Origin of the sequence: Methylomonas albis, from assembly GCF_014850955.1 — a bacterium.
In the GTDB taxonomy this organism is placed as follows: Bacteria; Pseudomonadota; Gammaproteobacteria; order Methylococcales; family Methylomonadaceae; genus Methylomonas; species Methylomonas albis.
On the sequence record NZ_JACXSS010000001.1, the window covers coordinates 1447149 to 1459190 of the forward strand.

Genomic DNA, 12042 nt, shown 5'->3' on the forward strand with positions numbered 1-12042 from the left:
CATAACGGAAATGGGGTTGCTCAAGTTATGCACATAGCATAGTCGTAAAGCCAACTCGCCACCAGTTTGGAACTGATAGCCGGCTTCTTGTCGTCAAAAACTTGACTTGGCTTGTTTAAGTTGATGTTTAAAAACAAAAAATTAAATGGTCTAAATTTTGCTGTTAGCGCTTAGACAATTAATTAGGCGACTAAATATGGGTGCTTTAGAGCTGCATCAACAACAAAAAACCGAGCGCTTAACCGACGCATTTCGGATTTTTAACGAACTTTCCGAAAATCTCGCTCATTCGTACCAAGGTTTGGAAGAGCAGGTAGCCAAGCTTAATCGCGAGTTGCAGGCAGCGCGTAGCGAGCGCTTGAACACGCTGATCGAGAAGGAAAAGCTTGCCAGCCGCTTGCAACAAATTTTGGCAGCCTTGCCGGCGGCGGTCATTGTGCTGAATGCGCAGGGTTCGATCATCGATTGCAATATCCATTCCGTGGATTTTTTGGGCGAACCTTTACTGGGTCAATTGTGGTCGAGTGTGGCAGCGCGCAGTCTGCAACCGGTCTTCGAATCGCCGCACGAGCGCCAGCTGCGAGACGGTCGTAAAGTCAATATCACCCACAATTCATTGGGTAATAGTGCCGAACAAATCATTCTGTTGTCGGACGTCAGTGAATTGCGTTCCTTGCAGGATACGCTGGCCCAGCATAAGCAGTTGAGCGCGATGGGGGAAATGGTGGCCGGTCTGGCGCATCAGGTCCGCACGCCGCTGGCAACTGCGATTCTGTACGCTTCGCAAATGAGTAAGCCCACGGTAGCCGAGGAAAAACGCCAACAGTTCTCTGAGAAAATTTTAGAACGTCTGCATTACCTGGAGCGCCAAGTTAACGACATGCTGATTTTCGCCAAACAGGGCCGAATGGCGATGCAAAGTGTTTCGCTGCAACGGCTTCTGGCGCATCTTGCGGAAGCGGCAGACAGTTTTATCGGCGAATTTAGTATCCAAAACCGAATCAGTACCGATCAATTGTTGGGCAATGAAGACGCGCTGCGCGGGGCGTTGTTGAATTTAATTAATAACGCTGCCGAGGCTGGTGCCGGCAAAATTTCTTTAACTGTCCAACGTGGGGATTCGGGTGGTATCAACATCGTGGTTACCGATGACGGCCCCGGTATAACTCAAGAACAACAGAGCAAATTATTCGAACCGTTCTACACCACCAAGTCCAATGGCACAGGTTTGGGGCTGGCGGTAGTCGACAGCGTGGCGCGTGCCCATGGCGGCGGCGTCAAGTGTCATTCGACGCCAGGACAAGGCACGAGGTTTACCCTGAGTTTGCCTTGTATCAGCCAATATACCCTGGGATTGTCCGCCGGTATTGCCAAAATGGAGCAAGATTATGAAACAGTATGATGTGCTAATCGTCGAAGACGACATGGCTTTATGCGAAGCGCTATGCGATACCCTGGAAATTGAAGGCTATCGGGTCGTCTCCGCTAAAAACGGTATAGAAGCGCTGAGTCAGTTGGCAAAATATCCCGTCAGGCTGGTGGTCAGTGATGTACAAATGCCGGTGATGGATGGCTTTCAGCTGTTGAAGAATATTCAGCAAAAATTCGAGCAGTTGCCGGTGTTGCTGATGACGGCTTACGGCACAATCCCCAAAGCGGTGGAAGCCATGCAGTCCGGCGCGGCCGACTATCTGATTAAACCGTTTGAGGCGGTCATGTTAGTGGATAAGGTGGCGTCATTGATTCCGCGGCAACCGCCAGTCGTTAACGAGCGAGTAGTGGCTGACGAGCGGATGAAAAAACTGTACGCATTGGCCAGCAAAGTGGCCAAAACCGATGTAACCATGTTGCTGGAAGGCGAGAGCGGTACCGGTAAAGAAGTGCTGGCCCGTTATGTTCACCGGAACTCGCATTATCATGCGGGGCCGTTCGAGGCCATCAATTGCGCGGCGATTCCGGAAAACATGCTGGAAGCAATGTTGTTCGGCTACGAGAAAGGCGCATTTACCGGCGCCATTCAATCGGCGCCCGGCAAATTCGAGCAGGCACAAGGCGGCACCTTATTGCTGGACGAGATTTCCGAGATGGATATATCGCTGCAAGCTAAACTGCTACGGGTGTTGCAGGAAAAAGAAGTCGAGCGCTTGGGTAGCCATCGCAAGATAGCGCTGAACGTCAGAATTTTGGCGACTACCAATCGTAAATTAAAAGAATATGTGCAGGATGGCCGGTTTCGCGAAGATCTGTATTTTCGATTAAGTGTATTTCCGCTCAGAATTCCGCCGCTTCGGGAGCGGGTCGGCGATATTTTGCCGTTAGCACTGGAATTATTGAACAAGCACAGCCCGGCCGGGAAAGCCGCTTGCAGCTTCGACGATGCGGCATTGGCCAAATTGTCTCAATACAGCTGGCCGGGTAATGTCAGAGAGTTGGAAAATGTGGTCCAGCGCGCGTTGATTCTGCAAAGTCGGGGTCAAATCGGTGCCGACGACCTGATATTTGAAGAAGATATGCTGGTTTTGCCGAGTTTGCCCATCGCTGTGCAAAGTCTTGCCGTAGAATCTTGGCAAGACTACAGCGACAGTAGCCGTGCCGAGCTCGCCAGCTTGGGTGATGGTGTGCGTTCCGCCGAAGAAAAAATTATATTGCAAATGTTGCACGACGTTAGCGGCAGCCGGAAAACCACAGCCGCCAAGCTTGGCATCAGTCCGCGCACTTTGCGTTACAAAATCGCGCGGATGAAGGAAGCGGGTGTGAGGGTGCCAGGTTAATATCTTGGCTTAAAAAGTGCTTGTTATAGGCAAGGCAACCGAAAAGAGTCATTATCATGTCAGATATGAATGTTAACCAAGTGCTCGCGCAGATGCGAGCTATGTCCATAGAGGCTGGCGCGAAGCCGCAGCCTAGCGACACGTCGGGCGATTTCGCCGCCATGTTGAAACAATCCATCGACGCAGTAAATAATACTCAGCAAAACGCCAGTGGGTTGGCTAAATCCTTTGAGATGGGTCAGGGTGACGTCAGTTTGGCGGAAGTAATGATTGCCTCGCAAAAAGCCAGCGTTTCCTTTCAGGCCATGCTCCAGGTGCGTAACAAACTGGTGGATGCATACAAGGACGTGATGGGCATGTCAATGTAGGCTAGCGGAAGATAAGCCATGAGCGAACTAGACAGAAATCTACCGATGGAGGCCCAAAGCCAATTAAGTACGGCAAACGCCGACAAAATGCATCCAGCCCTGAAAAGCCTGAGCAAAATGCCGATGCTTCGTCAGCTTGTTCTAATGTTGGGCTTGGCATTCAGCGTTGCGATGGGCGTGGCCGTGGTGATGTGGTCGCAGGCCCCGTCTTACGATTTGCTGTTTTCCGGCGTGGCGGAAAAAGATTCTGCGGAAATTCTCGACGCGTTGACCAAGTTAAATGTGGACTATAAGGTCGAAACCGGCTCAGGCGCAATAATGGTGCCGGCGGGTAATGTCCGGGAACTGAAGCTGCAATTGGCTGCGCAAGGTTTGCCGCGCAGTACCAGCCTGGGTTACGAGCTATTGGACAAAGACAACGGTTTCGGGGCCAGCAAGAATGTCGAGCAAATGCGTTTTCAACGAGCTTTAGAGGGTGAAATCGCGCTGACTATTCAAACCATTCAAAACGTCAAATCCGCGAAAGTACTGCTGGCCATTCCGGTTCAGTCGGTATTTGTCCGCGAACGCAAAAAGCCCAGTGCCTCGGTGGTGGTGGAGCTATATCAAGGTAGGACCCTCGAAAAAGAGCAAATCGAATCCATTATCCATTTGGTTGCCTCCAGCGTACCGCTGATGGAATCCGGTCAAGTGACGGTCGTGGATCAGAAAGGTCGCTTGTTGAACAGCAAGGAAAGCGGCGAAGATATGTCTTTGTCCAGCAAGCAGTTCGAATACAAGAAAAACATAGAAGAACACCTGCGTGAACGCATTGAAAATATCCTGACGCCATTGGTCGGCGGCGACGGTATGCGGGCGCAAATTTCCGCAGATCTTGACTTTACTGTTACCGAAAAAACTCAAGAAATGTTTAACCCGGATTTGCCTGCCTTGCGCAGCGAACAAACCCAAGAAGAAAATAACTCGCTGTCCAAAGTGCAGGGCGTGCCCGGCGCCTTGTCCAACCAGCCGCCTCCAACCGGAACGGCGCCGGAAGTGGCCAGCGGCCAGGAAAAACAAGCTGCTGCGGAAGCAGGTGGCGGTGCGTCTAACAAAACCGCGACCCGCAATTACGAACTTGATAAAACCATTACGCATACCCGACTGGCCACTGGTGCGCTACGGCGCTTATCGGTGGCTGTCGTAGTTGACGATAAAAAAGTGGTGCAAGCCGATGGTAAAGCCACGCTGGTTGCTTACTCGCAAGAAGACCTCAATCAACTGCGCGATTTGGTCAAACAGGCGGTGGGTTATGATAATAGCCGGGGCGATCAAGTGACTGTTACCAACGTGGCATTCAGGTTGCCTGACGCAATGGAAGAAGTACCTGCCGAACCTTTCTGGCAACAACCTTGGTTCGCCGGGGCGTTGAAACAATTGGCCGCAGTTGCCGTAGTCTTGCTGCTCATTATGGGCGTATTACGCCCAGGGCTGAGAACCTTGATTGCCAAGGAAGAACAGCTTGAAGCACTTGAGCAGGCTAAAGCGATCGCGGAAGCTACCGGTGGGATCGTGCGCTTCGATGAGAGCGGCAAGCCGGTCGCAGTAGCGGTATCGGTTGACGAGCAAACCGGCGAGGTTCGCACCATTACTGCGGGCGTGGAAGACTTGTTATTGCTCGAAGCCCCACAAAGCTATGAAAAACGTCTGGAATACATCCAAAAGCTGATAGACGAAGATCCTAAACTGGTCGCGCAAGTGATTAAAACCTGGTTAAGAGACGATGGCTGATCAAGAGAAATTAAATCACGCGCAACGGGCTTCACTGTTGTTGCTGGCGGTCGGCCAGGATAGAGCCGCCTCTGTGTTGCGGCACATGGGGCCTAAGGAAGTGCAGTTGGTGGGCTCTAACATGGCGCAGCTCGGTCCGATCACCTCCACCATGGTGGATGAAGTGTTGGAAGAATTCATCATCGAAATCAAAAACGAAACCGGTTTGGGTCTGGATTCCGACGAATACATTCGCAACATGCTGACCAACGCTCTAGGTGCCGACAAAGCCGGCAGCATCATCGACCGAATTCTGCTGGGTGCCAACAGCAAGGGTATTGAACAATTGAAGTGGATGGATACCCGCTCGATTGCCGATTTGATTCGCCTGGAACATCCGCAGATTATCTCCATTATCTTGTCGTTGTTGGACGCCGATCAGGCAGCCGATGTTTTGACGCTGTTGCCGCAAAATATGCGTTCCGATATTTTGATGCGTATCGCCACCCTGGAAGGGGTGCAGCCGGCCGCTTTGCGTGAGTTGGATGACATTATGGAGAAACAGTTGACTGGCAGCGACGGTGTCAAATCATCGCAAATCGGCGGTATTGATGCGGCAGCCAACATCCTCAACTTCATCGAAAGCGGCGTCAGCGATCCGATGATGCAAGACATTAACGAAGCCAACGCCGATTTGGGTCAACGTATCCAGGACAAAATGTTCGTGTTCGGCGATTTGATCAACGTCGATGATCGCGGTATTCAAACGCTATTGCGCGAAGTATCCACCGACCAGTTGTTGTTGGCGCTGCGTGGTGTGGAAGCCGGATTACGGGATAAAGTCTTCGCCAATATGTCCAGACGTGCGGCGGAAATGTTGCGGGACGACTTGGACGCGGCGCCTCCTGCGCGCTTGAGCGAAGTGGAATCCGCGCAAAAAGATATTCTGGCGATAGCCAAACGCTTGTCCGATTCGGGTGAAATAGCCTTGGGCGGTGGTGGTGGTGGCGATGAGTTCGTCTAAGAGCAATAAGTTTTCAGATTCGGAGTTGCAGGCTCTGGATCGTTGGACCAATCTGCAGGATTTTAGCAACCCGCGTTCCGAAGCGGTCGAATTGGAGGACGTGACCGAAGTTCTGACTGCCGAGCAAATTGAAGACATTCAGAAACAGGCCTATGCCGAAGCTTTCGAACAAGGTAAGCAGCAAGGCTATGCGGAAGGACAAAAGGAAGGGCTCGAAACCGGACGCAAGCAGGGTTATGAAGAAAATCTGCATTTGTTGCAAAAGCAGGCGGCAGAGTTCGCCAGTTTGCTGGAGGCGCTTAGCGAACCGTTCAAGCAACTCGATGAATCGGTCGAGCAGGAGTTGGTGAGGTTGACCATCGCGATCGCCAGCCAATTAATCCGCCGGGAATTGAAATTGGAACCCGGCGAGATCGTTGGTGTGGTTAGAGAAGCGATCAATGCCTTGCCGCTGGCGTCGCAGAAAGTCACCGTGAATTTACATCCTGAAGATGCGGCCTTGGTGCGCACCGCCTTAAAACTCGATGAAAACATGCCGGCCTGGCGCTTACAGGAAAATCCGTTGTTGAGCCGTGGCGGATGCACCGTCGAGACCGAAATTTCCAGAATCGATGCTAGTGTCGAAAGCCGTGTGGCCGCCGTTGTTGCCACGGTATTGGGCGGCGAGCGCCGCGAGGATATGGGGCGATGATCCCTAGCGTCGATCGTTCTGATATATGGTTGGCGCGCTTGTTGCCTTATCGGGAAAGACTGGTTGCCGATCCCCTGGAGTTGGTAGTCGAAGGTAAGTTATCGCGCATGGTGGGTTTGACCTTGGAGGCGGAAGGCTGCAGAGCCGCGATTGGTTCGCTGTGCCAAGTGATTACCAAATCCGGCAAGATCATTACGGCTGAGGTCGTCGGTTTTGGCGGATCCCGTTTATTTTTGATGCCGACCGGCGATACGCATGGTCTGGAACCCGGTTGCCGGGTGATTCCGATGGGTAAGAATAGCTTGGCCAACGTCGGTTTTGGTCTGTTGGGTAGGGTGCTCGACGGCGCGGGCAGACCCCTGGATAGCAAGGGTCCGCTGGATACCGATGCCAAGGTTTCCTTATCCGGCGCCACCATCAATCCGCTCAGCCGTAAACCGATCCGCGAGGCCTTGGATGTCGGGGTTCGGGCGATCAATTCCATTCTCAGCGTTGGTCGCGGTCAGCGTATGGGCTTGTTTGCCGGTACCGGCGTCGGCAAAAGCGTATTGTTGGGGATGATGACTAAATTTACCAATGCCGATGTGGTGGTGGTGGGCCTGGTCGGCGAACGGGGCAGGGAGGTCAACGAATTTGTACTCAAGATCCTCGGTGAAGAAGGCTTGCGCAGAGCGGTAGTAATAGCCTCGCCGGCTGACGACTCGCCATTGATGCGGGTGCATGGTGCATTGCTGGCGACCAGTATCGCCGAGTATTTCCGCGATCAAGGCCTGGATGTGTTGCTGCTGATGGACTCCTTGACTCGTTACGCTCAGGCGTATCGAGAAATCGCCTTGGCGATAGACGAGCCGCCGGCCACCAAGGGTTATCCGCCGTCGGTATTTGCGAAATTGCCGCAACTGGTGGAGCGCGCCGGCAACGGCGATGAAGGTGGTGGTTCCATTACCGCGTTTTACACGGTTTTGACGGAAGGCGACGACACCAACGATCCGATTGCCGACGCCGCGCGAGGTGTTCTGGACGGCCATGTGGTGCTGTCGCGTTCCTTGGCCGAATCCGGTCATTATCCGGCCATCGATATTGAAGCGTCGATCAGCCGGGTGATGCCGGATATTATCGAGCCGGAACATCTGCAAATGGCCCGCGATTTACGGCGTTTGTATTCGATCTATCAACAGAATAAAGATTTGATCAGTGTCGGCGCTTATCGGCCGGGAGCCGATCCACGCATCGACAAGGCGATAGAAAAAAATCCGGCGATCATGGATTTTCTGCAACAAAGCATGGACGAGTCGGTGGATTTTAGCCGGAGTCTGAGCGAGTTAGCGCAATTATTGGCTAGTTGATGAAAAAGTCGCAGCGGCTAAAAGTCATTATCGATCTGCACGCGCGTCAGGAGCGTGACGCTTTGGAGGCGATGGGTGTCTGTCAGCAAAAGCTGCAAGAGCAGCAAGCTCAACTCGAAAGCTTACAAAGCTATCGCCTGGATTATTTAGCTAAATTTGCTGTCAGGCAGCAGGCTGGAATTAACATTGGCCAGTTGATGGAATTCAGAGCCTTTGCCGATAAGCTCGATCAGGCTATCGAAAGTCAGCAGCAGACGGTAAACAACCATGAGCGTGAAGTGCAGCGGGCGCGTAAGCGCTGGGAAGATGCGCATCAGCGTACCAAAAGTCTGCAAAAAGTCAGCGATTTGGCGCTAGTCGAAGAAATGAAAGTTGAGCAAAAGCGTGAACAAGCCGAGCAAGATGACCGGGCGGCACGATCAGGACGTAAGGATGGCACAGGAAGTGCTTGATCAAATATAAATGTCAGGAGAAATGCCATGAATATCCAAGGTTTCAATCCGCTGTCTCTATTGTCTTCCGCCGATAGTGCCGGAGTGCCCTCCGCAGCTCTTTTGGGCGAAGGCGGCGGTGCAGGTATGTTTTCGGCGACCCTGCTTGAACAACTGGCGCAATTGCAGAATAGTTTGTTGAGTAAAGGCGCGGCGAATAACGCCGGCTTAGCGAATTTGCAGCAGTTGGGCGGTTTGGGGGCGGACGCTTTGACTGGTCAAAGTATGCAGGACTTTACCGCATTGTTCGGCAAAAGTTTGCCGACGGCAACCAAGCTTGATCAGGATATTAATCTGGACGATACCCTACAAGCCTTGGCGGATGTTATGCAATATCTGCAAGGCTTGGAGTCTGCAGGTGTCGGACAACAAACTCCAGCGTTGCCGGCTGCGACCGCAAATCAAGATAATTCCGCCGATATAACGACGGAACATGCCGAGACGGCAAATGAGCAGGCAGCGAATGCAGCGGTAACGGCAGGGATGCAGACTCAGTCTTTGCCGATTGTGGATAATAGCAATAGCGTCAACGAGGCGTTAAAGTCCGCGGTAGCAACCAGTGGGGCGATGGCAGCCATTAAAAACAGTCCGGAACTATTGGGTATGGATGCCAAAAAAGAGGCGCTGGCTGTATTGAATGGCGCGGATGACGGAAGGAATGGTTTGGCGGCAGAGGGTGGCTTTACCAAAGCTCTCGCCACCGAGAGCGGTGCGTCTCAGCAATTCGCGCAAGACAACGGTGCTAACGCTTTTCAAAATGAACCGGGCGATGTGGCGAAAAATCAAATTACCGGTAGCGACACTGACGCTGGTTTGTCGAGAATGACGGCTGACATCGCGCAGCTGAATAAATCGGTAGATAGTGCCGGGCAAACACCGGCGCCGGTGATCGAAAAACATTTAACGCATCCGGAATGGAACGCCGAGTTGGGTGAAAAGCTGCTGTGGATGCATAAGCAAGCGGTGCCTTCCGCCGAAATTCGGCTGAATCCGGAACATCTTGGCCCCATTTCGATCAAGATCGACGTCAGTCAGGATCAGGCCAGCGTGGTCTTTACCGCACAGCATGCGGCGGTCAGGGATGCAATAGAGGCGGCTATCCCCAAATTGCGGGAAATGTTGGGTGGGCAAAACTTGAATTTGGCGGATGTTAATGTTTCCCAGCAACAATCCGAACAAAGATCGGGGCGCGAGTCCTTCCAAATGGCGGGCGAGCAAAATCGCGGCGGCAATAGTCAAGGCCAAGGCCATGCCGATAGCGCGGCAACAGATACCTCCAACACTATTCTCGACGAAATTGAAGCAGGCCGTGCCATCGCCAGCAATGGTTTGTTGAGCCTGTTTGCCTAGCTTCCTCAGGTGCGTTGAAAAATTGCTTTGCAAAAACAGCGCCTGTTTCTATAATGCCCAGCTTTTTGGGGAATTTATCCCCACCCCTTGCTTCACCGTCCAAGCGGATGGGAGGCTTTTAAACCCGTAAGGAGAAATCATGCGACATTATGAAATTGTCTTCTTAGTCCACCCTGACCAAAGTGCTCAGGTGCCGGCTATGATAGAACGTTATAAATCCACTGTTGAAGAAGCCGCTGGCAAAATTCATCGATTGGAAGATTGGGGCCGTAGACATTTGGCCTACCCTATCAAAAAAATTCATAAAGCACATTACGTGTTGATGAACATTGAATGCGACCAAGCCACTCTTGAAGAACTGGAAAGCGGTTTTCGATTCAATGACGCTATCTTGCGCAGCCAGACCTTGGCGCAAAAAGCGGCCGTAACCGAGCCTTCCGCGATTGCTGTCAGCGGTAACGACGGCCAAAAAGCCGGTAACCGCGTTAAGGAAGAAGTCGAAGAAGAAGTCGAAGAAGCTGAAGTAGAAGTCGTCGAAGAGGCTGCAGTAGTCGTAGCGGATTCCGAATAATCAACATTGAACCAAGAGAATTGTGATGGCACGTAATAACATTAGACGCAAAAAGGGTTGCCGTTTTAGCGGTGACGACGCAATCGTAATCGATTATAAAGATCTGGATTTATTGGGCGAGTACGTCTCCGAAACCGGCAAAATCATTCCTAGCCGTATTACCGGTACCAGTGCGAAATATCAAAGACAGTTGACGTCAGCGATTAAACAAGCGCGGTTCCTGGCTTTGTTGCCGTTCTGCGACGCACACAAGTGATTTAGCGGGAGGGCGTAGCGCGTGCAATTTTTGGCCACTTTCATTATGAAAGGACGGATGCAGGCCATGACGGTCGCATCCACTTTGGCCTTGCTGTCGCTGCTTTTTCCTCCTGTCAGTATTGTAAGTTCAGCTGCGGTCTCGTTGGTAACATTGAGGCGAGGGGCTGGTGAAGGCTTGTATGTGCTGATTTGCTCATGCCTGGCGGCTGCCGCGTTAAGTACCTTATTGATAGGTAATTACCAGTACGCATTGCTTTATGGTCTGGCTTTTTGGCTGCCGGTTTGGCTGATTTCGATAGTGCTGCGCGAGGGGCGTTATCTGACGCTGGCAATTGAAATTGCCGTGTTGTTGGGCGTCGCGGTTGTGCTAGGTATTTATATGATTCAAGATCAGCCGGTTCAGCTTTGGCGCGAAGTGTTGAGCTTCATGCTACAGCCTATGCTTGAAGGCAAAACCGACGTGCCATTGGATCAAATCAAGCAGTCCGCAGAACTCTTGGCGCATTTTATGACCGGAGTTGCCGCAGCCGGCAGTGTTTACGGCCTGTTGTTCGGTTTGTTTTTGGCCAGATGGTGGCAAGCGGCGTTATACAACCCAGGTGGCTTCAGAGCTGAGTTTTTGGGATTGAAAGGGCATGTGCATCTGACATTAATTACCTTGCTTGTGGCCGGGGTGGCGATGCTGACTTCCGGCAAGACTGCAGAGCTGAGCTGGAACGTATTGTTGGTGCTGTTGGTGACCTATACGATGATAGGCACCGCAGTATTGCACTCCGCGTTCTCGGTCATGAAGGGTAGCCGTTTCATGGTGCCTTTTTTATACGTCACATTGATGTTGATCCCGCATGTGATGGTGGTGATTGTGTTATGCGGACTGACTGATACCTGGCTGGACTTACGAAATAAACTAAAACCAAAGGGAGCGTAAGCCCCCGATTTTTCGACAATCAAGTCGATTTAAGAGGTAGAAAACGATGGAAGTCATTCTTCTGGAAAAAACGGCGAACCTGGGTAACCTGGGCGACAAAGTAACCATCAAAGCAGGTTACGGCAGAAACTATCTGATCCCGCAAGGCAAAGCAGTTCCTGCTACGCCCAAGAAAATCAGAGAGTTTGAAGAGCGTCGCGCCGAGCTGGAAAAACAAGCGGCTGAAAAACTGGCTGCCGCAACGGCTCGTGGCGAAGCGATCAGTAAATTGAACGTGTCGATTGCTCACAAAACCGGCGACGAAGGTCGTTTGTTTGGCTCGGTCGGTACACAAAACATTGCGGATGCAATTAGCGCTGCCGGCATTAAAGTCGAGAAACACGAAGTGCGTTTGCCAAATGGCGTAATCCGTAACATTGGCTCGTACGACATTGCTATCAATCTGCATACCGATATTGTTATCTCGCTGCCGGTTAAAGTAGTAGCCGAGTAAGT

13 protein-coding genes are annotated in these 12042 nt (G+C 51.9%); all 13 read left to right on the forward strand.

Annotated elements, in window-relative coordinates:
• Positions 1 to 196 precede the first annotated feature (196 nt).
• Positions 197 to 1402: a sensor histidine kinase gene (locus EBA_RS06705; protein ID WP_192373932.1), complete on the forward strand. Its 1206-nt coding sequence runs from the start codon at positions 197 to 199 to the stop codon at positions 1400 to 1402.
• Entirely contained in the window at positions 1389 to 2771 is a 1383-nt protein-coding gene (locus tag EBA_RS06710) for a sigma-54-dependent transcriptional regulator (RefSeq protein WP_192373933.1), read from the forward strand. Before EBA_RS06705 ends, EBA_RS06710 begins: the two co-directional genes overlap by 14 nt.
• A 56-nt stretch (positions 2772 to 2827) precedes the next feature.
• Entirely contained in the window at positions 2828 to 3139 is a 312-nt protein-coding gene (fliE, locus tag EBA_RS06715; RefSeq protein ID WP_192373934.1) for a flagellar hook-basal body complex protein FliE, read from the forward strand.
• A gap of 18 nt (positions 3140 to 3157) precedes the next feature.
• Complete coding sequence (gene fliF / locus EBA_RS06720) at positions 3158 to 4909, forward strand: flagellar basal-body MS-ring/collar protein FliF (protein ID WP_192373935.1); 1752 nt, start codon at positions 3158 to 3160, stop codon at positions 4907 to 4909.
• Positions 4902 to 5912 (forward strand): flagellar motor switch protein FliG, encoded by a 1011-nt coding sequence (gene fliG / locus EBA_RS06725; RefSeq protein ID WP_192373936.1) that lies wholly within the window; start codon positions 4902 to 4904, stop codon positions 5910 to 5912. Before fliF ends, fliG begins: the two co-directional genes overlap by 8 nt.
• Positions 5899 to 6603 (forward strand): flagellar assembly protein FliH, encoded by a 705-nt coding sequence (locus tag EBA_RS06730; RefSeq protein ID WP_192373937.1) that lies wholly within the window; start codon positions 5899 to 5901, stop codon positions 6601 to 6603. Before fliG ends, EBA_RS06730 begins: the two co-directional genes overlap by 14 nt.
• Entirely contained in the window at positions 6600 to 7949 is a 1350-nt protein-coding gene (gene fliI, locus EBA_RS06735) for a flagellar protein export ATPase FliI (RefSeq protein WP_192373938.1), read from the forward strand. Before EBA_RS06730 ends, fliI begins: the two co-directional genes overlap by 4 nt.
• Positions 7949 to 8401 (forward strand): flagellar export protein FliJ, encoded by a 453-nt coding sequence (fliJ, locus tag EBA_RS06740; protein ID WP_192373939.1) that lies wholly within the window; start codon positions 7949 to 7951, stop codon positions 8399 to 8401. Before fliI ends, fliJ begins: the two co-directional genes overlap by 1 nt.
• A gap of 27 nt (positions 8402 to 8428) precedes the next feature.
• Positions 8429 to 9790 carry a flagellar hook-length control protein FliK gene (locus tag EBA_RS06745; protein WP_223146651.1) on the forward strand — a complete coding sequence of 454 codons (1362 nt, stop codon included), beginning with the start codon at positions 8429 to 8431 and terminating at the stop codon, positions 9788 to 9790.
• 139 nt (positions 9791 to 9929) lie between these two features.
• On the forward strand, positions 9930 to 10361 hold the full coding sequence (rpsF, locus tag EBA_RS06750; RefSeq protein WP_192373940.1) for a 30S ribosomal protein S6: 432 nt from the start codon (positions 9930 to 9932) through the stop codon (positions 10359 to 10361).
• A gap of 25 nt (positions 10362 to 10386) precedes the next feature.
• Positions 10387 to 10617 (forward strand): 30S ribosomal protein S18, encoded by a 231-nt coding sequence (gene rpsR / locus EBA_RS06755; RefSeq protein WP_192373941.1) that lies wholly within the window; start codon positions 10387 to 10389, stop codon positions 10615 to 10617.
• Positions 10618 to 10683: 66 nt separating this feature from the next.
• A complete protein-coding gene (locus EBA_RS06760) occupies positions 10684 to 11547 on the forward strand; it encodes a YybS family protein (RefSeq protein WP_225615984.1) in 864 nt (287 codons plus the stop codon).
• A gap of 46 nt (positions 11548 to 11593) precedes the next feature.
• Positions 11594 to 12040: a 50S ribosomal protein L9 gene (rplI, locus tag EBA_RS06765; protein WP_192373943.1), complete on the forward strand. Its 447-nt coding sequence runs from the start codon at positions 11594 to 11596 to the stop codon at positions 12038 to 12040.
• Positions 12041 to 12042: the final 2 nt, after the last annotated feature.

Excerpts from the sequence above, each read along its gene's own strand:
- fliI (WP_192373938.1), top strand. The coding sequence starts at position 6,600 with ATGATCCCTAGCGTCGATCGTTCTGATATATGGTTGGCGCGCTTGTTG.
- fliE (WP_192373934.1), top strand. The coding sequence starts at position 2,828 with ATGTCAGATATGAATGTTAACCAAGTGCTCGCGCAGATGCGAGCTATG.
- fliJ (WP_192373939.1), top strand. The coding sequence starts at position 7,949 with ATGAAAAAGTCGCAGCGGCTAAAAGTCATTATCGATCTGCACGCGCGT.
- EBA_RS06745 (WP_223146651.1), top strand. The coding sequence starts at position 8,429 with ATGAATATCCAAGGTTTCAATCCGCTGTCTCTATTGTCTTCCGCCGAT.
- fliG (WP_192373936.1), top strand. The coding sequence starts at position 4,902 with ATGGCTGATCAAGAGAAATTAAATCACGCGCAACGGGCTTCACTGTTG.
- EBA_RS06730 (WP_192373937.1), top strand. The coding sequence starts at position 5,899 with ATGAGTTCGTCTAAGAGCAATAAGTTTTCAGATTCGGAGTTGCAGGCT.
- fliF (WP_192373935.1), top strand. The coding sequence starts at position 3,158 with ATGAGCGAACTAGACAGAAATCTACCGATGGAGGCCCAAAGCCAATTA.
- rpsF (WP_192373940.1), top strand. The coding sequence starts at position 9,930 with ATGCGACATTATGAAATTGTCTTCTTAGTCCACCCTGACCAAAGTGCT.
- rpsR (WP_192373941.1), top strand. The coding sequence starts at position 10,387 with ATGGCACGTAATAACATTAGACGCAAAAAGGGTTGCCGTTTTAGCGGT.
- EBA_RS06760 (WP_225615984.1), top strand. The coding sequence starts at position 10,684 with ATGACGGTCGCATCCACTTTGGCCTTGCTGTCGCTGCTTTTTCCTCCT.
- EBA_RS06710 (WP_192373933.1), top strand. The coding sequence starts at position 1,389 with ATGAAACAGTATGATGTGCTAATCGTCGAAGACGACATGGCTTTATGC.
- EBA_RS06705 (WP_192373932.1), top strand. The coding sequence starts at position 197 with ATGGGTGCTTTAGAGCTGCATCAACAACAAAAAACCGAGCGCTTAACC.
- rplI (WP_192373943.1), top strand. The coding sequence starts at position 11,594 with ATGGAAGTCATTCTTCTGGAAAAAACGGCGAACCTGGGTAACCTGGGC.